The sequence below is a fragment of the Dickeya aquatica genome (assembly GCF_900095885.1).
GTDB classification, from domain to species: Bacteria; Pseudomonadota; Gammaproteobacteria; order Enterobacterales; family Enterobacteriaceae; genus Dickeya; species Dickeya aquatica.
Genome location: NZ_LT615367.1, coordinates 2,117,513 through 2,141,659, shown reverse-complemented (window position 1 = coordinate 2,141,659; position 24,147 = coordinate 2,117,513). Strand labels below are relative to the sequence as shown.

Here is a 24,147-nt window from a genome sequence, read left to right as displayed (position 1 = left end):
ATGAATAACAATATCGAGAAGTGATTAAGACAAGGATAATGATACGATAGATATTGTGTCAGCATCTGACGCAATACATACGGTTGCCCGACATATTCAGCCCACCAAACTGAGATGCGTTAACCCGCGTTACCCACACTCCGTCGCGCAATGGCAGCGAATCGATGTCACGTCCAGGCAATAAAAAAGCGTCTTGCCAACAACAGCCAAGACGCTTAATGACAACTGCGCGAATCATCACGTTTACCACAGGCTCGTCCCTTACATCGAGACAGGGCTTTACCACTGCCATCGTAGAGGCAAGCCTGCGCGGCATTACACCGCCATCATTACCCTGACTCGCGCCAAATCTTCCGGGGTATCCACGCCGACGCTGGGCACTTCTTTCGCTACCGCAACATGGATCTTCTCGCCGTACCACAGCACTCGCAATTGCTCGAGCATTTCGATTTTTTCTAGCTCACTGGGAGCCCAACTGACGTAGCGACGAATAAAACCGGCACGATAAGCGTAAATGCCAATATGGCGCAGGAAGTGATTTCCGATAGTTTCGCAAGATTGCGCAAAACGATCTCGCTCCCAGGGGATGGTGGCACGGGAAAAATAGAGCGCATAACCTTGCGCATCCGTGACCACTTTCACCGCATTGGGGTTGAACGCCTCTTCGCTGCCGGTTATCGGGACGGCCAGTGTCGCCATCCCTGCGACACTACCGGCCAGATTGTCCGCCACCTGGCGGATAATCACCGGCGGTATCAGCGGCTCGTCACCCTGCACGTTGACGACAATCTCTTCATCAGCAAAGCCGTAATGCTCGATGACCTCAGCCAGACGCTCTGTGCCGGAACTGTGTTCAGGGCGCGTCATGCAGACCTCGCCGCCAGCCTGCTCAATGGCTCGCGCAACATCCGCATGATCGGTGGCCACAATCACCCGACTCGCACCCGATTCTCGTGCACGCTCCATGACGTGCACCACCATCGGTTTACCATGAATATCCGCCAGCGGTTTTCCCGGCAACCGGGTTGACGCATAGCGGGCTGGAATAATTGCGGTAAAGGTCATTATTGCGCGATCTCATCGGGTGTCAGTGTACGAGCTTCGTTCTCCAGCAGCACAGGAATGCCGTCTCTGACCGGGTAAGCCAGCCCTTCAGCCTTACAAATCAGCTCTTGTTTCTCCTGGTCAAAAACCAGTTTTCCGTTACATACCGGACATGCCACGATTTCAAGCAAACGATGATCCATGCTTCCTCCATCAACAAGTGATTCGAAAAACGGCCTTTTATTAGCCTTTTACCTGATTCACTTTGCGATATTTATCAATAAGTTGTATTGCTTTTTGCAACAATAGCCGGGATGCCGGTTCAGGTAGCTGAGCATCAACCGGCAAATACCACCAGTTGGCACAGGCAAACGCGCGACATTTCACCGCATCTTTCTCCGTCATAATCAGCGGCTGATGAAGACCCGTCGTCAGCGCTTGCAATTGCCGGGGCTGCCAGTGCTGATGATCGGCAAAAGCCACTTCTTGCACCACGGTTGCCCCCAGAGCCCGCAGGGTGGCAAAGAAACGTGGCGGGTGGCCAATCCCAGCCATGGCCACCAGCGGCGGCAGTGCAGACACCAAACGACGTTCCCCCGTCAGCAGGTTAACCGCCTCACGGGCAACCAGTTGCATTGCGATTTCACCAGCCTCGGCCTGCCCACCGTTGGTAATTACCGCATCAACCGTTTTCAGGCGTGATACCCTCTCGCGCAGTGGCCCGGCAGGCAACCACCATCCGTTACCAAATCGCCGCACACCATCAACCACGACCAGTTCCATATCCCGGCACAGCGCGTAGTGTTGCAGCCCATCATCGGTTATCACGATATCCAGCGGCTGGCGCGCAAGTAACGCGTCTATCGCATCCCGACGGTCGGGGGCAACGGCGACAGCCGCACCCGTTCGCTGAAAAATCAGCACCGGCTCATCCCCAGCCTGTTGTGCCGTTACCTGAGGCGTGACACATAAAGGATACCGCCTGACTTTCCCGCCATAACCTCGGGAAACCACGCCCACACGATAACCCTGCTGTTGCAGCCGCTCAACCAACCAGATAACCATTGGCGTTTTGCCGTTACCGCCAGCGGTCAGGTTCCCCACCACCACAACCGGTACCGGGGCACGCCAGGCATGGCGAAAGCCACAGCGATAGCTCATGCGGATAAGGTAGCTTATTGCGCCATAAAGCATCGAGAAAGGCACCAACAGCCAATAGAGTCGCGAGCGCCCTGACCAGATACGTTCAATCATGTGTCAGGCTCAGTCACGCGCCAAACTGTAGCTTGTGTAGCTGAGCATACGCACCGTTACGTGCCAGCAGGTCGTCATGCTGCCCACGTTCAATAATTTGCCCATCCTCAACGACCAGGATTTCATCGGCTTTCTCAATGGTGGAGAGACGATGCGCTATCACCAGCGCGGTGCGGTTTTTCTGCAACTCATCCAGCGCAGCCTGAATCGCGCGCTCCGATTCGGTATCCAATGCTGATGTCGCCTCATCCAGTAACAGGATCGGACAATCACGCAACAACGCACGGGCAATCGCAATACGCTGACGTTGACCGCCAGATAACAGCACACCATTTTCACCGATTATCGTGTCCATACCCTGGTCAAGCTTACTGATGAAATCCATGGCATGGGCCATTTTTGCCGCCCGTTCAATGTCTTCGCGGCTGTAACTATCGCCACAGGCATAAGCAATATTATTGGCAATGGTATCGTTGAACAGATGCACGTTTTGCGAAACCAGCGCCACCTGGCTGCGCAACGATGCCAGCGTATACTCGCGCAGGTCATGTCCATCAACCAAAATGCCACCGGACTGAATGTCATAAAAGCGGGTAATTAAATTGGCGATGGTGGATTTACCCGAACCTGAGCGCCCCACTAACGCGACCGTTTTCCCCGGTGGTATGTGCAGATTAATGTCCTGCAAGGCCAGTGTTTCTTTACCTGGGTAGGCAAAATTCACGTTCTGGAAAACAATATCGCCTTTCGCCTGTTGCAATATGCGAGTACCGGTATCTTTTTCCTGCTCCAGATCCAAAATAGTAAACAGTGTCTGGCAGGCGGCCATCCCTCGCTGAAACTGAGAATTGACGTTGGTGAGCGATTTGAGTGGGCGCATCAGCGTAAACATGGATGAAAACACCACGGTAATTGTCCCTGCGGTTAGCGTTTCCATTACCGATGGGAAGCTTGCTGCATACAACACAAACGCCAGTGCCAGCGACGCTATCAACTGCACGATCGGATCAGAAATCGACGAGGCAGATACCATCTTCATGCCTTGCTGACGCATGCGATTGCTGACTTCCTCAAAACGTTCAATTTCAACTTTCTGCCCGCCAAAAATCAGCACTTCTTTATGGCCTTTCAGCATTTGCTCTGCGCTTGTCGTTACCAGTCCCATGGTATTCTGCATGTTTTTACTGATACTACGAAAACGCTTTGACACGACCCGCATACTGTAAGCAACAATCGGTGCAATCAGAACCAGAATCAGCGATAGCTGCCAGCTGTACCAAAACATCAGGACGAACAGCCCCAGAATCGACGCACCTTCTCTGACCACCGTCACAAGGGCATTGGATGAAGAGGACGCTACCTGCTCGGAATCATACGTAATGCGTGACAACAGTGTTCCGGTTGATTGCTGGTCAAAGAAAGAGACGGGCATCCCCATAATATGGCTGAATAAACGGCGACGCATGTTCATCACCACCTTGCCCGAAACCCAAGCCACACAATAACTTGAGACGTAGCTGGAGAGACCTCGCATAATCATCAGCCCGATGATAGCCAGCGGCATCCAGACCAAAACACTGCGATCGGCTTTGCCAAAGCCATCGTCCAATAAGGGTTTAAGCAGCGACAGCATCAATGTATCACCGGCGGCGTTAACCACCAGAGCCACCGCTGCAACGGCCAGCCCGGCTTTATAAGGGGAGATCATCGGCCATAGGCGACGAAATGTCTGCCAGGTGGAGAGATCTTTATCATTCATCATGCAATAAACCTGAGCTTTTGATAAACAGCCGCATATATTACTCGTTATCCTCACCTGCGCCAAACCACCGATGATACCAGCGGGGGATATTTCCCCCCTGTAGCGCAATATTTGTATGTCATCGCCGAAAAAACGCACACTTAACTGACCGCTATGGGCAGTATCGAACCATGGATACCCCATTTGGCGATAACGCCGGACAACGCGCTGGGCCGGTAAGCGCCACGGGTTATAGCGCGAGTTAGACGATAATACCCATCTAGCCCCTACCGCACGCACAAATGGGGCCGATGATGAAGTATTACTACCGTGATGAGGCACTTGCAAAATATCGGCTGCCAGCGCATGACGCTGGGTTTTCAACAATATGGCCTCATCCTCTTGCTCCAAATCCCCCGTTAGCAATACACGATAGCGTCCATCGTCTATGCGGATAACACAGGAATCGTGGTTGCCTGCATTCACCACCCGTGCAGGCGGCCATAACACATGGAATGTCAGGCCTTGCCAACGCCAGTGTTCACCCTGCACACAGAGTCGATGACCAGCTTCTTGCTGAGAACTATAGACCGGGATCTGCGGATAGAGGCGCTGTAACGTCATTAGCCCGCCACGATGATCAAGATGACTATGACTGAGGGCAATACCTTGCAACTCTAGTCCACGCCACGTTAAGTAAGGCAGGATATCGCGGCTGGCACTCTCACCACCTTCCCAGCCAGGGCCGGTATCATAAAGCCAGGCTTTGCCGTTTTTCTCAATGACTACAGCCAGACCGTGCCCGACATCCAGCATATCCACTCGCCACGCAGGCGCGGGTGGTTTCGGGCGCAGCATCATTATCAGTATCAATGCCAGCACACTCAGTGGGTATATCCGCCACCAGCTAAAACGCCAGACAATCACCATCATCCATCCGGCGATACTGAAGCTGACGATTGCTTGACCTAAAGGCAACCACCACGACGGCAACATCAGCAGCGGAGTAAAGACTAAAACCAGCGATTTGTCAGCCAGCCACCATAGACCCTGTGTAACCAGGGGAATCCACATCAGCGACAAGGCTATCAAGACTAACGGGGTCGTAACCAGTGATACCAACGGCACAGCCCAGAGATTTGCAGGCAATGCACTCAGGCTAATCCCCTGGAATAACAGAATCTGTAATGGCATCAGCAACAGCATAATACCAACCTGCGCATGTAATCCTCGTAACCAAAACCAGCGCTTAAGGCGCTGCACAGATTCAGACAGAGGCACCCACTGATACCAAAAGATAAGAGAAGCAACGGCTAAGGCCGATAACCAAAAACTGTCAGACAACACGCTGAGTGGGTCAAAAACAAGCACTAACGCCACACACCACAACCACACCTGCCAGGATGACACTGACAGGCTACTTAAGCGCAACAGCGTCCAGCATGATAGTGCCAATGCAGCCCTCACGGCTGGCGGATTACCTCCGGCAAGCCACGTATATCCCCAGGCACACATCACCCCACACCATTGGGGGAAACGGTGGTTGATCCAGTGCACAGGTAGCAAGCTTTGTCCTACCCTTGCGACCCCCCACCCCAACAGCGCGGCCAGTGCAATATGCAGCCCTGAGATAGCCATCAGATGTAATGTTCCCGTCTGGCGTAACACCTCCAGCACGCTCGCCTCAACAACCGCCATTTCACCTACGGCCAGCGCCAGTATGATTGCACGCCACGGTAATAATCGGGTTTGCTGTTCGGCCTGCGTCACCAGAGACTGGCGCAACCCACATACCAATGATAAGGGCTCGGCAGACACCACACGAGCAGTCAGTGGTTGCGCTTTCGCCACAGCCCAGCGCTGGCGATCAAAACTCCCTTCATTTAATCGGCTATGCACCGGACGCAAATTCAAGCGCAATATCCACTCCTGCCCGCCACACCAGTTTTCCATCACAGGCGTGAGCTCCACACGCGCAAACATCGGCGGAAAGACCCAATGCCCGTTGATCTTCGACAAGCGCACAACCACATACCCGGAATCAGCCTGACGAAAACGCACGCTATCAATACGTACCTGAGCCATCACCGTATGTTGAGTCAGATGGTCTATCTGATTCAACATCTCCCGAGCGTGATATAGGCTCCAAAGCACGCTCAAGGTAATAAGAGCGGGCAGAGCAAAACGTGTTCGGATGAGCCCTAGCAAAGGCATCGCCCACAGGAACATGCTTTTTTCCGGCACAATGGGAACAACCAACAGCACAAGCGGCCCGGTTCCCACAATGACCGCCAGTTGATTGAGTGAAATTCTGATAGCCGACTCCTTCCCTGTTCACAATGTATTCCCATGTAATGACTTGTGCTCAAACACTCTGCCAGCACACCACGGCCAGCGCGAGGCATGGATAACAGCCAAGGAATCAGCCTCGCAAAAAAAAGCTGTACAACCATAAATCAATATTAAAAGTGCGCAGCCACTCGCATTGATAACCGAAAAGAGAAGAGGAGGATTGACGAATACCCGGCACAGGCCGGATGGTATCTCTCAGAAAATAGCGTTAATACACGGTGATCGGTAGGCGGAGCCAGACAATAGGCAGTGGCTGTAAGACCAACTGCGAGCTGTTATTGATTTAGACGGGGAGAGACTGAAATGATTGAACAGACTGAACGTTCAAGGAAAAAACACATCAGGGCCGGCAAGGCCCTGATGATAGACACATTATTTCGTTTCGACCGGCGCTTTAATTTCACCCATTTCTTTAATACGGCGTGACAGTTCGCGACGCTCTTTTGAGAGCTCGGCATTTTTGATGATGTACTCATCGACGCGATCTTCATAGTCACCGCGCATATTGGCAATAATATTCTGGATATCCTCAATGGACATGCCCGGTTTAATGTATTCGCTCAGGTTATCTAACAGCAGCACGCGCTTCTGGTTATCGCGGACTTTCTTTTCATTATCCGTGATTTCACGCTGCAACTTGTTCTTACGACGGAACATACGCACAAATTCCAGTACATCCTGGAAGCATGGCTTAGTGTTACCTTTATCCATTTCTCTACCCTTCATTAACTGTCAAAATTCGTTATGCGCAAATTGCCTGTGTTAACCATACCGCTTAGCCACCCCGACGACAAGGGCGTTTTCCCCGATTTCAAGTGCAACTGTTGCCTTTATGTGCACCACGTCACTGCGTGGCGCGGCTGGAACCTGACTCGATTCAACACCCTGAAGGGGCAAGGGCATCAGCGATTCCAGCTTCTGCCAGAAAGCCGGATGGTTTACCATGGCTGTCTTGCATTATTTGCCAGCATCCGTTACCAAAACCGTGCCTTATCTGATTTCAGGCCACAGAGAGAAACCGTGCATCATTCACACACCGAACCCAGTTTTTTTATTCACGACTATGAAACCTTTGGTACGCATCCGGCCAAAGATCGCCCCGCACAGTTCGCTGGTGTTCGCACCGATTTAAATTTCAACGTGATAGGCGAACCGGAAGTGTTTTATTGTCAACCTTCCGATGATTACCTGCCCGACCCGCAAGCAGTGATGATAACCGGCATAACCCGCCAGATAGCCAGTGCGCGCGGCGTTCGTGAAGCTGAGTTCGCCCGCCGGATACACGACCTCTTCAGTGTGCCCGGCACTTGCATTATGGGGTATAACAATATTCGGTTTGATGACGAAGTTAGTCGCAACCTGTTTTACCGTAACTTCTTCGATCCTTATGCCTATAGCTGGCAACATGGCAATTCACGCTGGGACTTGCTGGATATGCTGCGTGCCTGTTACGCGCTGCGTCCGCAAGGCATTATCTGGCCTGAGAATGATGAAGGTTTCCCAAGCTTCAGACTCGAACACTTGACCCGTGCGAATAATATCGAGCACACACACGCTCATGATGCGATGTCAGACGTGTACGCCACAATAGCCATGGCACGCCTGCTTAAACACGCCCAGCCTAAATTGTTCGATTATCTCTATCAGTTGCGGAACAAAAATAAGGTTAATACCTTAATCGACATTCCCAACATGAAACCATTAGTGCATGTTTCTGGCATGTTTGGCGCAGCGCGCGGTAACACCAGTTGGATTGTGCCGCTGGCATGGCACCCGGATAATCGTAACGCCGTTATCGTCTGTGATCTGGCTGGCGATATTGCCCCCTTGCTGGAACTGAATGCCGATGAACTGAGAACCCGGCTTTATACCCGCCGCGACCTGCTGGCGGAAACCGAATCCCCCGTGCCAATTAAACTGGTGCATATCAATAAATGCCCGGTTCTGGCTCCGGCCAGTACATTGCGACCAGAGGATGCAGAACGGTTGGGTATTGACCGCCAGCATTGCCTGAATAATCTGCAACTGCTGCGGCAACATCATGAAGTGCGTGAAAAAGTGGTCGCATTGTTTGCTGAAGCTGCCCCATACGTCGGGGAAAACGATGTAGACATGCAGCTTTATAGCGGCTTTTTCGGTGATGCCGACCGGGCTGCCATGGCCATTATTCGCACTACCTCAGCACAGAATCTCCCCGCGCTGAATCTGAAGTTTGTCGATGGGCGAATTGAGGAGTTGTTATTTCGTTATCGTGCCCGCAACTACCCCGGCACGCTTGATGAAGCAGAGCAACAGCGCTGGCTGGCACATAGACGAGACGTTTTCACGCCTGAGCGCTTACAAGCCTATTCGCACTCTCTGGATGAACTTTACCAACTTCATGCCGGTGATGAGAGCAAGCAGGCATTGCTCAAAGCGCTGTTTAACTACGCGCAACAACTGCTGGCATAATCATGAAAAAACAGGCTCCCGCAGGAGCTCATGCCAGTCAGTTAAGCCACTGACTGGCATTTTTATGCGCTTTTCCGTATTTATGCGATCTTTCCTTCACCATTCCCGGGAAGGCCGCGTCATTCTCCGGCGTATCCGGCGTGCGCCAGACCACGCCATCCACCGCCAGCAGGGTCAGGCCGCACCAGTGGGGATGCGGTGTGTCACGGTGCCACAGTTGCGCGGTCTGCGTGAAAACACGGCGGACGGCCTCGCTGCCCAGCCTGGAAACCGCGCCGGGGGCGACGAAAGGACGGTCGCCGGGCAACAGGATATCGAGACGATTAACGATATGATGCAAGGGCTCCTTGCGCTCCAGCGCCATGCCAACGATACACCAGACCATCATTTCCAGCGGGAGGCGATGCTTACGCAGGGTGACGGTGCCGGATTCGGCAAGACAGCGGGAAATGAGTTCCGGGTCAAGAAAATCGCCCAGAGAGGTCATCGGATTACGTAGTGAATCGTAGCGGGAGACGAGGTCCAGCGCCTGTGCAATGTGCATAAAAAATCCGGAAACGGGTGAACATTTCCGGATCCTTACACAACCACTGGATCGGTCAACGGATCCTTAACTGACTGACATTACTCCTGCAAGAGCCTGTTTCACCATAGGCCCAGCCATGTCGCTTAGGCTAAATCCTCATCGTACTGAGGAACCGGCAGTCTAAAGCTGCGAGTCACAAAGGCCAGATACAGCAGGCCGACAGCCGCCCATACCAGCCCCAGGGTCATTGAGGTGCGTTCCAGATTCAACCACAGCGCACCTACTGTCAGCGCGCCCATTACCGGCAGAATCAGATAGTTCAGCGTATCTTTCAGCGTTTTATTGCGGCGCTCACGAATATAAAACTGGGAGATAACCGACAGGTTTACAAAGCTAAATGCAACCAGCGCACCAAAGTTAATCAACGCTGTGGCTGTCACCAAATCAAACGAAATGGCAGAAAGTGCAATCACTCCTACCAATAATACGTTTAACGCCGGTGTACGCCAGCCTGGGTGCACATACCCAAAGAAACGCTCAGGGAAAACACCGTCGCGCCCCATCACATACATCAGGCGTGATACCCCCGCATGCGCTGCCATGCCAGAAGCCAGCACCGTGACACAAGAAAAGATCAGAATGCCGAACTGGAAGGTTTTGCCCGCGACATAGAGCATGATTTCCGGTTGCGAGGCATCTGGATTTTTAAAGCGTGATATATCCGGGAAATAGAGTTGCAGGAAATATGACACCACAATGAAGATAACCCCACCGATAAGCGCCGTGAGGAAAATCGCCTTCGGTATCACTCGCTCCGCATCCTTGGTTTCCTCTGACAGCGAGCTGATGCCGTCAAAACCGAGGAAAGAGAAGCACAGAATGGTTGCACCGGTAATCATCGGTACGACATGCGAATTTTCAGTCCAGAACGGGCGGCTACTCACCAGCGTTCCCGCGCCTTCGCCATTCACGACACCATAAATCACCATACTGGTGATAGCGACCATCACGGCGACCTGAAATACCACGATCAGGCTGTTAAAATTAGCAACTGTCTTAATGCCGCGCAGGTTGGATAGCGTCATAAAACCGACCAGCAGCACGACGAAAATCCAGGATGGAATGCCGGGAATAAGCGTTTCAAAGTAAATTTTCGCCAGCAGGATGTTGATCATTGGCATGAACAGGTAATCCAGCAAGGATGACCAGCCAACCATGAACCCTATCGTCGGGCTGATGGCTTTTTGCGCATAGGTATACGCTGAACCGGCGGACGGAAAACGGCGAACCAGTTTGCCGTAACTGAGCGCGGTAAACAAAATAGCAATCAATGCAAACGAATAAGCTGTGGCGACATGCCCATCCGTCAGCCCTGAGACAATACCGAACGTATCAAATAATGTCATCGGCTGCATATACGCCAGCCCCATCATCACGACCGGTAGCAGAGTGAGTGTTTTGCGCAGTTGTACGCGTGAAGTTGCCGGGGCTGAAGTCTCAGTTGTCATGGCGCAAGGCTCCGTGGAAAACGACGGTCACATCAGCAGCCAAGGCTGCCAGGGTCATCATCGGTGAAATCACCGGATATTCACTTATCCCCAAGCGGGTGGGATAAAAGGTACGTTCACCCTCAGGCTGAGTCATACCCCTTCCCGACACAGCACACGCCAGAACGGCGTTTTTACCACTGCGCCAGCCGGCAGGCACCGGCTCCAAAACAACAGTTCGCCCCATTATGTCTCTCTTTAATTCGACGTCGCGCCATCGCAACGTTTTGCTGATATCTGTCCGGCGTTTGCAACGCCAGCCTCTTGCGTGATGTACAAAAAAATAACCGACGTTTTCAAAGAAACGCCGGTTTTTTCAGGGCGCGTATTTTGCCCCAGTCGGCAATCAGAGACAAGACCTGCGAAAGCATCCGGCCATTTTTTTCCCCTGGATCCACACCATTAACGCAGCCGTTTACGCTTTTCGTTCTGATCCAGTTCAAGCTCAGTAATCACTTGCTGAAGCCCTCGTTCCTGAACGGCGGTTAATGACACAAATTTGAAACTCAATCGCTCAATTTGCCTTACATCACCCTTGCCATCGAGCACCTTGGTCGTCGCGTGATTAACAAATTGTAAATCCAGGCAAAATTGCCCATAACTGGCTAAATCGACATCAACGCTTTTTAGCACCATGCCGGGCTTAAATTGCGCCACCGTCTCTTTATTGTCGGTATACATGCTCAATCCACCGAGCGACAGATCTTTGAGGCTAAACTCGAACTGGTTGTTATCTGGCAACTCACCGCGACACATCATCGGCGGCCAGGCGGGGGAATTAATACGGAAAAAGTTACGGCGTTGAATGTTATACAGCACATCCGGGATCGCTGCGCAAAAGGCGGGCAAATCATCATATTCATCAGCCCTGATGATAGTGGAGCGGAATTCTATCTTGGCACCGGCACTTTCAGCCATAAACTCAAGCTCTCCGGCAAAGAGCGCACGACTATTCTCACGCTCAAGCGCACCCAGGTCGAACAAAAACTCACCCTCGTCTGCATCGACCGACAGGATCTTGCTAATGAACTGACCATGGGTGTGATATACCATCACCGTGGTATTCTGTTTTTGCAGTCCGCGCAAGGTGGCGCAAATCGCCATTTTATTACGCCGGGCGAACTGTTCTTTCGTATTGTTATCCACTACATCCATCCCCACCGTTAATTGAATGGTTAACGCATCAATCCGTGTCCCTGAGTTCCCAGGATACAGCATGGCACTAGTATCGACAGATGTGCAATCGACTTTAGGGCTATTCGTGCATTCGTTATACCCACTATCATCAGATAGCACAGTTTATTATCAGGGGGCAGAATAATGGATAGCCTTAACAGGTATCCCAGAGGAAGGAACAGACAATGGGGAAATCAGGGAAACATCCGTACGATAACGTGGCAGGGCCAGGCTAACATGCAACCAGAGAATTCAGGCAAACAGACAGCAACAAGCAAGACAGGCACCGTGGCCCGGTGAACCACAATGCCACAGCGTCAGCCATGATGAAGAGAACATGTGCTGAGGGCGTGAGAAAGTATCGACAGAGGCTGCGACATTTCCGTGCTGACCTCTGTCATTTGTCGATATCACAGCGCCGGATAACCGGCCAGCAGCCAGGTGAGCGCCAGCAGGTCGGCACTGCCGCCCGGGCTCAGGTTTTGCGCAATCAGTATCCTGTCCATCGCCTCAAGCCCCGCCACCGTCACCCCGGCGGATAACTGCTCCCGCGCCAGACGCTGCACCAGCGACAACCCCGCCAGCCCGCCGCGCGACACCACGTTGGTATCCCGGTTGTGCGCCATCAGCACCACCAGCGTGTGCAGCAGTGCCTCGCGCTCCGCCACACCCCGCGCACGCGCCGCCAGATACGCCGGCAGGCTGTAGCGCCGCACCGTGGCAAAGCCGCTCGCCGCCTCACCCCGCGCCCCCGTCAGCCCGAGCTCGCGGTACAACCGCTCACCCGCCGTCACCGCCAGCGCACCACCGGCCAGCTCCGTTTCCACCAGCCCCGCGCTCATCTGCGCCACGCTTGCACACAGCGATGCGCGGCTCAGGCGCTCGCCGCGTCCTGCCAGCCAGCCCGCCGCGCTGCACACCAGACCAAAGGCAAAAATGCCGCCCTTGTGCGTGTTCACCCCGCCCGTTGCCGCGTGCATCGCCTGCTCCGCCGCCAGCCCCACCGGGCGCACCCGCGCCAGCAGTTGCGCCAGCGGCAGGTGGCGATGCTGCCAGCCTGCGGCGGTAAAGCGTGCAAACCACGGCGACAGCGCCGCAATGCTCGCCTCGAACGTGCCCATGTCCATGTCGCGGTGTGACCCGCTGTTGGCACCATCCACCAGCCCCGGTTTTGGCGTCAGTTGCACCTCGTGCGTCAGCGCCACCACCACCCGCTGGTGGATGTCCGGCAGCCCGCCCGGTTCATTCACACCGCCGGTCAGCGCCTCAGAGACCGTCAAACCAGCCATGCAGCCGCTCCTCTATGGCCGCCAGCACCTCAGGCAGCGGATGACGCCTTGAGCGCGCACAGGCGTGCGCCGCTTCATCGCACAGCAGACAGCGACGCGGCCCGTGCGCCAGCAATGTCCGGCTCACCACCCCGGTCTGCGGCCCCAGCACATCGAAATCCCACAGTCGGCCCAGCGGGTGCTGCTCTTCCACCGCTATCAGCGCCGCCTTCACGCTCAGCGCATCCTTCTCCACCACCCACAAGGCTTCCGCCCCTGTCGCCAGCCAGTGCAGTTGCTGCTCACGCACCGCCCAGCCCCGTGCCCGGCACAGGTCATCCAGCGCCGACAGCGCCTGCACCATCGCCTGGCGATACAACGGTGTGTCTTTCACCGGCCCCGGTGTGACCAGCGTCAACGACACCACTGTCTGCCCGTAACGCGTCAGCAGCGTCTGCTGACGTGCGTGTCGCTGCTCCTTCGCCGCCAGTACCGCGGTCAGCCCGGCTTGCACCGGGCTCTCTGTCAGGATAGTTTCACTCATACGCCCGGCTCAGTCCTTTACCTGACGCACCACATCAATCACGCTGCCGTCACGGTAGCGGATCACCCCCACGATGCGCTCGTGGAACTCAATCGCCTTCGGCTCACCCGCCAGCGCCACCGCACGCTGGTACAGCTCGTCAATCGACATCACGCTCAGGCCCGCCGCCGTCAGCCGTGCCGCCACCTCCGGGCGCAGCGGGTTCACCGCTATGCCGTGGTCCGTCACCAGCACGTCTATCGCGCTGCCCGGCGTCACGCACGTCGTCACCTGACGCACCACCGTCGGAATGCGGCTGCGTATCAGCGGCGCCACCACTATCGTCAGGTTCGCCGCCGTCGCCACGTCACAGTGACCGCCCGACGCCCCGCGCATCACCCCGTCCGACCCGGTGATGACATTCACGTTGAACTGCGTGTCGATTTCCAGCGCACTCAATATCACCACGTCCAGCTGGTCGCAGCACGCCGCCTTCGCACTCGGGTTCGCGTACACGTTGGTCGAGATTTCCACGTGCTGCGGGTTCTTCGCCAGCGATGCCGCCGCGTTCGCGTCAAAGCACTGCGTGTCCAGCAGCGTCTCTATCAGCCCCTTCTCGTGCAAATCCACCAGACTCCCGGTGATGCCGCCCAGCGCAAACCGCGCCACCACGCCCTGCTTCTGCATTCGCTCTTCCAGAAAACGCGTGCACGCCGTCGAGGCCGCCCCCGAGCCGGTCTGCATCGAGAAGCCGTGCTTAAAGTACCCCGAGTGCTCGATAACGTCCGCCGCCCGCCGCGCTATCAGCAGCTCGCGCGGGTTGCTGGTCACGCGCGCCGCCCCCACGCTGATTTTCGCCGGGTCGCCCACTTCGTCCACCGGCACCACAAAATCCACCTGGTCCTGCACGATGCTCGCCGGCAGGTTCGGGAACGGCACCAGACTCTCCGTCAGCAGCACCACCGTCTTCGCATACTGCGCGTCCACCATCGCATACCCCAGCGACCCGCAGCGCGATGTCCCCGCCGTGCCGTTGGCATTGCCGAACTCGTCGCTCGCCGGCACCCCGAGAAACGCCACGTCTATCTTCAGTTCCCCGCTTTGCAGCAGGTGCACCCGCCCGCCGTGCGAGTGGATGTGCACCGGCTCCGCCATCAGACCGTGCGATATCGCGTCCGCCAGCCTGCCGCGCATCCCCGAGGTGTAGATACGGGTGATGACGCCGTTGCGGATGTGCTCTATCAGCGGCGCGTTGCAGGTCATCAGCGAGCTCGACGCCAGCGTCAGGTTTTTAAACCCCATCTGCGCCAGCGTCTCCACCACCCGGTTTATCACCTTGTCCCCTTCGCGGAACGCGTGGTGGAACGAAATCGTCATCCCGTCCTGCAGCCCGCTCTTGCGTACCGCCTCTTCCAGGCCGGCACACAGCTTGCGCTCGTGCTTCGCCGTCAGGTCGTCCAGCCACGGCGTGGCGCTGTTCGCCCCCGTAAACGGGCGCAGGTGGTCCAGTCGCGCATACTGCTGTTGCAGTGCTTCTATCATGTTGCTCATCATTCCAGTCCTGTCTGTTCCGCGCCTTACTTGCGCACGCCGGACGCACGCGCCCGCTCGATGACCCGCCGCGCATGGTCGATTATCGGCGCATCTATCATCTTGCCGTTCAGCGATATCACCCCCAGCCCGGCCCGCTCACCCTCCTGCGCCGCCTCGATGACCAGATGGGCGTAGTCCACCTCGTCCTGCGTCGGCGCATAGGCGTTGTGCAGCAGCTCTATCTGGCGCGGGTTAATCAGTGACTTGCCGTTAAAGCCCAGCCGGCGTATCAGGTCCACTTCCTTCAGAAAGCCCGCCTCGTCGCTCACGTTCGAGTACACCACGTCAAATGCGTCAATACCCGCCGCCCGCGCCGCATGCAGCACCGCGCAGCGCGCATAGAACAGCTCCGTGCCGTCGCCGCGCTCGGTCTGCATGTCCATCACGTAGTCGAACGCCGCCAGCGCAATGCCAATCATGCGCTCGGACGAGCGTGCAATCGACACCGCGTTAATCACCCCGACCGCCGACTCGATGGCCGCCATGATGCGCGTCGAGCCCACTTCCCGCCCGCACGCCTTCTCGATACGCACCAGATGGTGCTCCAGCTCGTCCACATCATCGGTGGAGTCGGTCTTCGGCAGGCGTATCACATCCACCCCGCCGCGCACCGCCGCTTCCAGGTCTTTCAGCCCGAACGGCGTGTTCAGCTGGTTGATGCGCACCACGGTTTCAATCTCCCGGTACATCGGGTGTTGCAGCGCGTGGTACACCAGCAGCCGCGCCGTGTCCTTCTCGCGCAGTGACACCGCATCCTCCAGGTCGAACATGATGGAGTCGGGCTGGTAGATGAAGGCGTTGGACAGCATGGCCGCATTCGCCCCCGGCAAAAACAGCATGCTGCGCCGCAGTTTTTTCGGTTCGCTCGCACTCATCACAGCTTCTCCCACGCTATCTCGTCAATACCGGCAGCGCGCAGCACCGCACTCTGCACCCGGGCGCGTATCACACAGTCCAGCGCCCCCTTGTCGTCCACCACCACCGTGCCGGACGTCACGCCCAGCCGGTGCAGCGTCTCGTCCACCACCTGCCGTATCTGCCCGCCAAACTGCTTGATGACCTCGCTGTTGATGACCACGGTCAGCGCACCCTCGGCCGGCGCCACCTTCACCAGCAGGTCGCTGGACTCGAAGGTGCCCGCCAGGGCTTCCTTGATTATATTCATGGTATGGTTACCTGCTTGATACCTAAAAACGCGTTACGCGCAGGCGAGCTCGCCATAGCGCTGTAACTGCACAAATGTGGTGGCCGGCACTCTCTCGCGGATAGCCTCGAACTCCCGCTGCGCCAGCAGCCGCCTCACCTCCGAGGCCGATATCGCCCGCCCCGCCGCTTCCCGCGTGCGCTCGATTTCCACCACCGCCAGCGCCGGGGCCGCCACCCGGCCCGGCTGCTCCAGCCAGTGGTGCATCGCCGCATTGTAGTGGTGTGTCACCGGGCAGAACGGCTCGGTGCCGACAAAACGCCGTGTGATACCCAGCGCCGGGGCGATGTAACGCCGGAAGATAATCAAATCCAGCGCCGCGTGCGCCTCGGTGATGCGCTGCGCCTCCTTGAGAAAATACCCCGGAAAGGTCGCCTTCGATATCAGGTAGTGCGACCCGGCATGCACCGTCAGGTTCGGGATGTGCGACACCCCCTGCTGCACCATCGCCAGCCGCTCACTGAACGGAAAGAACGACGCATCCTCGCGCACCACGAAGATATGCAGCCAGTCGCACGCCGCTGCCGCCTGCTCCGCCAGATAGCGGTGCCCCAGCGTAAACGGGTTGGCGTTCATCACGATACCCCCGATGTGCGCCCCCGGCTTCGCCTGCGCCGCCAGCGTCTGGCAATACTGCCGGATACCTATCGGCGTGTTCTCCATCAGCACCGCCTGGTCCTCGTAACAGGCCAGCGGGTAAAACCCGCAGCCCCGGAACACCGGCACGTTGCAGGGCCGCGTGTAGAGAAACAGGTGGAACAGCCCGCGACCGGCGGCAAACTGCACCACCTCGTTGACTATCGTCACCCCCAGACTCAGCTCGCGGTAGTCCGGGTCCACCGCCACGCACTTGATGGTGCTCGCGCACAGCCCGGCGCACGCCACCACGCGCCCCTGATGGCGGCCCACCACAAAAAATTCGATATCGTCGTCCAGGCCCAGCTGACAACGCGCCAGCAGCGGCCCGACGTCCGTCAGCACCCGGGGGTGGCGCGCCACCTCGTGGGGGGTAAATGTCACACTCTCATCGGCATACATGGGGGTATCCTGCTGGTTGCTCGCGGCCCGACCGGGCGACTCAGTGACCGACGGCAACGGCCTGACGCGCCCTGACCGGCCGCGCGGCTTCGCCGATGGTGTTACGCAGGTGGCCGACATGCTCTATCTCCACCTCGATGCTGTCACCCGGCTGCATGAACAGCGGCGGATTACGCTTCTTGCCCACCCCGCCCGGCGACCCGGTAATGATGACGTCACCGGCACTGAGCGCGGTGAAGGTGCTGATGTACTCAATCAGGTCCGCCACCTTGTGGATCATGCTCGCCGTGGTGTCATCCTGCACCATGCGCCCGTTCAGGTAGGTGCGGATGGCCAGCGCGTGCGGGTCGGGGATTTCGTCACGGGTGGTCAGGTACGGCCCGAATGCGCCGGTCTTCTGCCAGTTCTTGCCCGCCGTGAACCAACTGTGCTGCCAGTCACGCGCCGAGCCGTCCATGTAGCAGCTGTAACCGGCGACAAATTCGAGCGCCTCGTCACGGGCGATGTTCTGCCCGTCGCGGCCGATGATGACCGCCAGCTCGCCCTCGTAGTCAAACTCGCTGGAGTAGTGCGGCTTGAGCACCGGGGTGCCGTGGCCGGTCTGCGAATCCGGGAAGCGCACGAACAGGGTCGGGGCCGGGTTCAGCTCGTTGAACTCCTTGCGCTTGTCGGCGTAGTTCATGCCGACGCAGAGGATTTTGGAGGGCGAGACAATCACCGGCAGAAAGGTGACGTCGGCGACGGCCACATCCGGGGTCTCTCCCTGGAAGGCGGCGGCCTCATGGAGCGCCTGACCGGCCAGCAGGGCTTTCAGGTCGGGGTAGCGTCCGCCCAGGCGGCGGCCCAAATCAATCAGCCCGGCGGAGGTGTAAATACCGTAACTGTTGTTGCCGTGATGGCGATAACTTGCAAGTTTCATAATCTTTCCTGTTTCAATAAAGCCGCAACGTATTGCGGCGTTATTTGTTTTTTTATCGTAAACCGTCACACCAGGAACTTGCCGAGTACCAGCAAGGCCACAGAGACGTTGATCGCACCACCGATACGGGTCGCAATCTGAGCGAACGGCATCAGCACCATACGGTTACCAGCGGTGAGAATCGCCACGTCGCCGGTACCGCCCTGCCCGCTCTGGCAGCAGGAGATGATGGCAACATCAATCGGATGCATACCGATTTTCTTACCAACAAAGAAACCGGTCGTGACCAGTGCCACAACGGTGGACACAATCACCAGCAGATTGGTAATGGTGAACGCATGCACCAGTTCTTCCCACGGCGTGATAGCCACACCAACGGCGAACAGAATCGGATACGTCACAGAAGTCTGGAAGAATTTGTAAACTACCTGAGAGCCTTCAAGCAGACGCGGAGACGCACCATTCAGTAGTTTCACGATAACCGCAGCGAACAGCATGCCGACCGGTGCTGGCAGACCAATTAGTTTGTGACCCAGCATACCGATCATATACAGCAGGATAGCCAGCAGAGCTCCCGCAGCCAGATTGGCCGGGTCCATTTTGCCGCTCAGCGTACTGCTCAGTGAAACCGGTGCCTGCCCGGTGCCATTCTCTTTATTTGGCATCAGCTCGCCTTCACCGGTCAGGTGCGGATAGCGTTTACCTAATTGGTTCAGCACACCAGCAAGAACGATGGCAGTCAGGCTGCCCAGCATGACGATAGGCAGGATGCGACCCAACGCAACACCTTGATCCATATGCAATATTGCAGCATAACCGATAGAAAGCGGGATCGCCCCTTCACCAACACCACCGGCCATGATAGGCAGCACCAGGAAGAAGAAGATCTGGAACGGATCCAGCCCCAGCAGAGTGCCGACACCCATACCGACCACCATGCCAACCACTTCACCGCACAGCATCGGGAAGAAGATACGCAGGAAGCCCTGAATCAGCGTTTGCCGGTTCATACTCATGATACTGCCGACAATGATGCAGCAGATGTAGAGGTACAGGATATTGGTGGATTTATAGAATTTGGTGGTGGAATCTACAACGACTTGCGGCAGCAGGCCGTAATACACCAACGCAGACGGAATAAAGGTGGCGCAGATAGCCGCAGCCCCCATTTTGCCGATAAACGGCAAACGTTTACCGAACTCGCCACAGGCAAAACCGAAGAACGCCAGCGTGGCAACCATCACCACGATATCGCTAGGCAGTTTGCCTTCAAGGCAGTCCAGCGCAATCAATAACCCGGCCAGGATAAACAGCGGCACTGGAATAACACCAATTTTATAGTTATCCAGGACGTGCCACCACTTGTCTTTTAATGAAGCCTGCCCAGAGGCTTTCTCTTTCACAACAATATAAGAATCATCAGTGGTACTCATAACCTTCTCCCCTCGTTATTTTCCCGGGCATAGTAAGAGGTCAAGTCCTATTATTATGTGACAATCCTCAAATTAAAAAATGAGTTTTAATGGCACTTATGGTTTTAATGGTTTTAATTAATTTATCTTTTAAAATCAAATAATTAAAAATAAAAAAATACAGAGCATTCTGCGTAGTTTTTATGGTTTTTATGATGTTTAAAGCACCATGGGCAATAAATGGATTTTATGTTTAAAAAAAGTAATCATTATGAAATAAAACGTGACGTTTATTTTACACGGCGTTCAAAATCACCAATAAACGTCAATGCTATTTTTTATGCGTAGCGCTTCACAAGACGATTTTTTGTTCCCTTCTTTTTACGCCTTTCATGATAAATTAGCCAACGTCAATTCAGCACTTTACAGGTAATAGGCACAATATGACTGTCAGACTCCCCTTTCATATCAAACTGTTTATCTACCTGATGATTTTTTTCTCGCTGCTGTTTATCAGTGCGGGGGTTTACTATTATCGGACAGTAGATCAGCAACTCTACGATGAGTTAGGCAGCCGGGCGCAAATTCAAGCGCGCGAAATCGCCATTATTCCTTCGCTGGTCGAGGCAGTGAAACAACGCGATACCACCACTATCGACAATCTGGTTGATCAAATTAAAGCCCGCAGCGATGCCAGCTTTATTGTCATTGGCGATAACAGTGCTACCCATCTTTATCATTCTGAACAACCGTCCCTCCTTGGAACTGAAATGATTGGGGGTGACAATAAAGAGGTTCTGGAAGGACAAAGCTCCATTACATTACGCCGGGGTGCTATCGGCATTTCACTGCGCAGCAAAGCGCCAATTATGGATGGTGATCAGGTCATTGGTATTGTCTCTGTCGGCTATCTGAAAAAACGTATCGATAACCTGACCTGGAGCAAGGTAGCGAGTGTCGGACTATTTATCACCAGTATGCTGATTGCTCTGTTCTTCTTCTCCTGGTGGTTTTCCCGCAACCTGAAAAAACAGATGTTTGGTTTAGAGCCGCTGGAAATCAGGCTACTGGTGCGCCAGCAAAAAGCGCTGCTGGAATCCATTTATGAAGGCGTCATCGCTATCGACCAACAACGCCGTATTGCCGTTATCAATCATGCCGCAAAGGATTTGCTGGGGTTGGGTATGCCATCCTGGCAACTGCGGGGCCTATTGATAGATGACGTCATCACACCGGTTCCCTTTTTCTCCTGTGACACGATGTGGAAAAACGATACCCATGATGAAATTTGCCGCTTTAATCAGGTGACGGTCATCGCCAGCCGGGTACGTATTATGCTCGAAGACGAACTGCAAGGCTGGGTCATCAGTTTTCGTGATAAGAATGATATTCATACCCTGAGCATGCAGTTAAGCCAGGTGAAGCGCTATGCCAACAGCCTGCGCATCCTGCGTCATGAACAGCTAAACTGGACCGCCACCCTCGCGGGGTTACTGCACCTCAAGCGCTATGAAGAAGCGATTCGTTACATTGAAGCACAATCTGAAGGGGCGCAAGCGGTGCTGGATTTCATCTCCAGCCGTATCTGCTCGCCAGCTCTGTGTGGTTTACTGCTCGGTAAATTCGCCAGTGCCCGTGAGAAAGGCATTGAACTGAGCTTTGATCCGCGCTGCCAGCTCAACACCATTCCGCCTTCGCTGAGTGAGACCGAATTGATGTCAATCATCGGTAATGTTATCGATAATGCCGTAGAAGCCACGCTCGCTTGTCCATTGCCGCATTACCCTGTCGAGGTTTATATCTATGACGGTGAGCAAGAATTGGTCATTGAAGTGGCCGATCAAGGAACAGGGATTGACCCCGATATTGCCGATCGGGTATTTGAGATGGGTGTTACCAGCAAACTGGAGGGCGATCACGGTCTGGGGCTACATTTAGTCTCAAGCTATGTCAGCCAGGCTCAAGGGGTGATAGAAGTCTCAGATAACCCTCCGCATGGTGCCATTTTTTCTATTTTTATTCCCAAAAACACCACGTTTAACCAATCTATAACCTAAAAAAGAGAATGAGAGTACCATGCCAATCGCTAGCACCGCGCCGCCGCAAAGGCCGATTGAAAACTTCGATGTTCTGATCGTTGAAGATGAACGCAAATTGGCCCACATTCATGCCGAGTTTATCGAAAAGCATTTTGCACTGCGGGTAGTGGGTATGGCGTCAACGCTGCTGGAAGCCAAACGGATGCTGCAACAGCACAAACCCCGGCTGATGCTACTGGATAATTATCTGCCTGATGGCGAAGGTGTTCAGCTTATCGAAAGTGAGCTAATGCGCAGCATTAACTGTTCGGTTATTTTTATTACCGCCGCCAGTGATATGAATACCTGTGCACAAGCTATCCGCTGTGGCGCATTTGATTACATTATTAAACCGGTTTCCTACCCCAGGCTGCGCTCCTCACTGGAGCGTTTTATCCAGTTTGTGAAAACCCAACACACCTATAAGGTGGTCGATCAGCAAAACGTGGATGTGCTCTATCAGTTACAGGCCTCTACTACACCAAACGGGCCTGGGAGCAAAGGCATTGAAGAGAATACGCTGAATCTGGTGAAGCAACTTTTTATGGAAGACCCGGCCGCGCTATTCTCTGTTGATGACGTCGTTGCACGCACCGGCCTTAGCAAAACAACGGCCCGGCGTTATCTGGAGTTTGGGCTGGAAAACCAGTTTCTGGATGTGGAAATGCGTTATGGCAAAATAGGTCATCCACGACGGCTTTACCGCAAGAAGCAGCTGGATTAAGCCGCGCCGTTGCTGATTTTTCCCATCATCGGTTTTTTCCTCCGTCAAGAACACACCGCGGCACAGGCGTTATCACATAATTAGGGATAACGCCTGTTCATCACGGTGCTGAAAAGGATAGCTCAGCTTGCGCGCCCTTGTCTGAAAGGCAATACGCACACTCAGAACATCATCGTCATCGGGTCGGGATGCTGGTATTCAAACCCCAGTTCAACGCAGATGCGTTGCCCGTCAATAATTCTGGCAACAGATGGGTCGCCGGGTAAAAACTGCGGTGGCTCAAGACCCATACGGTGCGCTTGTTGCGGATAAAAATCCTGTTTGGCGGGGTGAGCTGGTGCGCACAAATTATATAAATGTCCGCCGTGCGGACGTTGCAGCAGCAGCAGAATCGCCGAAATAACATCCTCAAGATGCACCAGATTGACACCGTGGCTGCCATCCAGCACATCCTGCCGACCGGCAAGAAAACGTCCGGGGTGGCGATTGTCGCCCACTAATCCGGCCAGCCTGAGAATATCGACCTCAGTATGTGGCAGAGCATGCAGCCACTGCTCCAGTTGATATAACACCTGGCCTGCATGTGTTTCAGGTTTAGGCAGGCAATTTTCTTTTATCCGCCCACTGACTGCACCATAAACCGATATCGAACTGGTATAGATAATGCGCGCCACGCCGAATGCCAGCGCGCTGTTCACCACCTGCTCAACCGCCTGCAAATAATGCCCGCCGGCTCGCTCAACGCGCCCTGGCGGTAAGGTGATAATCAGCGCATCAACATTCAGCAGCGCCTCAAGCCCCTCAGCATCGACGTTAATCTCCGGCGTCAGGCTCAGGCAATGGCATGCCACCCCAGACAGCCGTGCCGCGCTTACGCCATCGGCCGTCGTTTTACTGCCAACCACCTGATACCCGCGAGACTGCAATGCCAGTGCCAGCGGCATACCAAGCCAGCCAAGCCCGATAATCGATATCTTTTTCATGCGGATTCTGACCTCCCGGCCCTGTTGTCGTATCTCATTGGGACATTATGCACCCGTCCCCTGATTTCATCGCCAGACTGCTTTTATTCTATGCCCAAAAACGGCACGGCTAAAAATCAGCGTAACTAAAAAACAGCCGCGATAAAAAAATGTTGCGCGACGCTATCAACATGGTTTAGGTTACTTCCCTAAAGACGCGGGTGTTAGCTTATCAGCCAACCCGTCGCAATATACTAAAACATCGTAGAGAGAAAAATTATGTTACGCGTTAACTTCAACCACCATCATCACCATCACCCTGACTAGTCTTTCAG

General features: G+C 54.9%; 21 protein-coding genes, 2 pseudogenes and 1 other annotated feature (1 of these 24 running past the window's edge). Of the genes and pseudogenes, 4 read left to right on the top strand and 19 right to left on the bottom strand.

All coding sequences use genetic code 11. The features are described 5' to 3' along the window. Window positions 1-315: 315 nt before the first annotated feature. From kdsB to DAQ1742_RS09605, 6 genes and pseudogenes are all read right to left on the bottom strand, one after another. Window positions 316-1,065 carry a 3-deoxy-manno-octulosonate cytidylyltransferase gene (kdsB, locus tag DAQ1742_RS09630; protein WP_035341772.1) on the bottom strand — a complete coding sequence of 250 codons (750 nt, stop codon included), beginning with the start codon at window positions 1,063-1,065 and terminating at the stop codon, window positions 316-318. Then, a complete protein-coding gene (locus tag DAQ1742_RS09625; protein ID WP_035341770.1) occupies window positions 1,065-1,247 on the bottom strand; it encodes a Trm112 family protein in 183 nt (60 codons plus the stop codon). Before DAQ1742_RS09625 ends, kdsB begins: the two co-directional genes overlap by 1 nt. Window positions 1,248-1,287: 40 nt before the next feature. Further along, a complete protein-coding gene (gene lpxK, locus DAQ1742_RS09620) occupies window positions 1,288-2,298 on the bottom strand; it encodes a tetraacyldisaccharide 4'-kinase (protein WP_180706297.1) in 1,011 nt (336 codons plus the stop codon). Between the two features lie 13 nt (window positions 2,299-2,311). Continuing rightward, a complete protein-coding gene (gene msbA / locus DAQ1742_RS09615) occupies window positions 2,312-4,060 on the bottom strand; it encodes a lipid A ABC transporter ATP-binding protein/permease MsbA (RefSeq protein WP_035341763.1) in 1,749 nt (582 codons plus the stop codon). 37 nt (window positions 4,061-4,097) lie between these two features. Next, a pseudogene (locus DAQ1742_RS09610) lies at window positions 4,098-6,349 on the bottom strand (ComEC family protein). A gap of 414 nt (window positions 6,350-6,763) precedes the next feature. Then, window positions 6,764-7,102 (bottom strand): DUF496 family protein, encoded by a 339-nt coding sequence (locus tag DAQ1742_RS09605; protein ID WP_035341759.1) that lies wholly within the window; start codon window positions 7,100-7,102, stop codon window positions 6,764-6,766. 309 nt (window positions 7,103-7,411) lie between these two features. On the opposite strand from DAQ1742_RS09605, the gene sbcB reads away from it, so the two are divergent. After that, entirely contained in the window at window positions 7,412-8,842 is a 1,431-nt protein-coding gene (sbcB, locus tag DAQ1742_RS09600) for an exodeoxyribonuclease I (protein ID WP_232046621.1), read from the top strand. Window positions 8,843-8,948: 106 nt separating this feature from the next. On the opposite strand, the pseudogene DAQ1742_RS09595 reads toward sbcB, so the two are convergent. The 12 genes and pseudogenes from DAQ1742_RS09595 to DAQ1742_RS09540 all read right to left on the bottom strand — a co-directional run. Next, window positions 8,949-9,386: pseudogene (locus DAQ1742_RS09595) on the bottom strand (transposase domain-containing protein); the annotation flags it as partial. Between the two features lie 125 nt (window positions 9,387-9,511). Further along, window positions 9,512-10,876: an APC family permease gene (locus tag DAQ1742_RS09590; protein ID WP_067486932.1), complete on the bottom strand. Its 1,365-nt coding sequence runs from the start codon at window positions 10,874-10,876 to the stop codon at window positions 9,512-9,514. Continuing rightward, complete coding sequence (locus DAQ1742_RS09585) at window positions 10,866-11,012, bottom strand: hypothetical protein (protein ID WP_158513813.1); 147 nt, start codon at window positions 11,010-11,012, stop codon at window positions 10,866-10,868. Before DAQ1742_RS09585 ends, DAQ1742_RS09590 begins: the two co-directional genes overlap by 11 nt. Before the next feature lie 305 nt (window positions 11,013-11,317). After that, complete coding sequence (locus DAQ1742_RS09580) at window positions 11,318-12,070, bottom strand: flagellar brake protein (protein WP_035341752.1); 753 nt, start codon at window positions 12,068-12,070, stop codon at window positions 11,318-11,320. Between the two features lie 431 nt (window positions 12,071-12,501). Next, on the bottom strand, window positions 12,502-13,380 hold the full coding sequence (gene citG / locus DAQ1742_RS09575; RefSeq protein ID WP_180706295.1) for a triphosphoribosyl-dephospho-CoA synthase CitG: 879 nt from the start codon (window positions 13,378-13,380) through the stop codon (window positions 12,502-12,504). Next, a complete protein-coding gene (gene citX / locus DAQ1742_RS09570; RefSeq protein WP_067486410.1) occupies window positions 13,358-13,903 on the bottom strand; it encodes a citrate lyase holo-[acyl-carrier protein] synthase in 546 nt (181 codons plus the stop codon). The genes citG and citX overlap by 23 nt, the downstream gene beginning before the upstream one ends. 9 nt (window positions 13,904-13,912) lie before the next feature. Further along, window positions 13,913-15,433: a citrate lyase subunit alpha gene (gene citF, locus DAQ1742_RS09565; protein WP_180706318.1), complete on the bottom strand. Its 1,521-nt coding sequence runs from the start codon at window positions 15,431-15,433 to the stop codon at window positions 13,913-13,915. A 26-nt stretch (window positions 15,434-15,459) separates the two neighbouring features. Next, a complete protein-coding gene (gene citE, locus DAQ1742_RS09560; RefSeq protein ID WP_035342603.1) occupies window positions 15,460-16,350 on the bottom strand; it encodes a citrate (pro-3S)-lyase subunit beta in 891 nt (296 codons plus the stop codon). After that, a complete protein-coding gene (gene citD, locus DAQ1742_RS09555; RefSeq protein WP_035342605.1) occupies window positions 16,350-16,640 on the bottom strand; it encodes a citrate lyase acyl carrier protein in 291 nt (96 codons plus the stop codon). Before citD ends, citE begins: the two co-directional genes overlap by 1 nt. Window positions 16,641-16,673: 33 nt before the next feature. Continuing rightward, window positions 16,674-17,717, bottom strand: coding sequence for a [citrate (pro-3S)-lyase] ligase (citC, locus tag DAQ1742_RS09550; protein WP_035342607.1), 1,044 nt, complete (start codon window positions 17,715-17,717; stop codon window positions 16,674-16,676). A 40-nt stretch (window positions 17,718-17,757) separates the two neighbouring features. Beyond that, window positions 17,758-18,636 (bottom strand): fumarylacetoacetate hydrolase family protein, encoded by an 879-nt coding sequence (locus DAQ1742_RS09545; RefSeq protein WP_067486966.1) that lies wholly within the window; start codon window positions 18,634-18,636, stop codon window positions 17,758-17,760. A 65-nt stretch (window positions 18,637-18,701) separates the two neighbouring features. Beyond that, window positions 18,702-20,069 (bottom strand): 2-hydroxycarboxylate transporter family protein, encoded by a 1,368-nt coding sequence (locus DAQ1742_RS09540; RefSeq protein ID WP_035342209.1) that lies wholly within the window; start codon window positions 20,067-20,069, stop codon window positions 18,702-18,704. 422 nt (window positions 20,070-20,491) lie between these two features. Here DAQ1742_RS09540 and DAQ1742_RS09535 point away from each other — a divergent pair, with 422 nt between their 5' ends. Together DAQ1742_RS09535 and DAQ1742_RS09530 are read left to right on the top strand one after the other, a co-directional pair. Then, complete coding sequence (locus DAQ1742_RS09535) at window positions 20,492-22,105, top strand: ATP-binding protein (protein WP_035342211.1); 1,614 nt, start codon at window positions 20,492-20,494, stop codon at window positions 22,103-22,105. A gap of 19 nt (window positions 22,106-22,124) precedes the next feature. After that, on the top strand, window positions 22,125-22,850 hold the full coding sequence (locus DAQ1742_RS09530) for a response regulator (RefSeq protein ID WP_035342213.1): 726 nt from the start codon (window positions 22,125-22,127) through the stop codon (window positions 22,848-22,850). A gap of 161 nt (window positions 22,851-23,011) precedes the next feature. Here the strand turns inward: DAQ1742_RS09530 and DAQ1742_RS09525 are convergent, their stop codons facing one another. Continuing rightward, the gene (locus DAQ1742_RS09525; RefSeq protein ID WP_035342216.1) at window positions 23,012-23,833 is read right to left on the bottom strand and encodes an SDR family oxidoreductase; all 822 of its coding nucleotides are present in this window, start codon (window positions 23,831-23,833) and stop codon (window positions 23,012-23,014) included. 258 nt (window positions 23,834-24,091) lie between these two features. Between DAQ1742_RS09525 and hisL the strand changes: the two genes are divergently transcribed. After that, complete coding sequence (gene hisL, locus DAQ1742_RS09520) at window positions 24,092-24,139, top strand: his operon leader peptide (protein ID WP_107768459.1); 48 nt, start codon at window positions 24,092-24,094, stop codon at window positions 24,137-24,139. Then, window positions 24,115-24,147: a sequence feature (His leader region), on the top strand (it continues 88 nt past the right edge of the window). Its footprint overlaps the gene before it by 25 nt.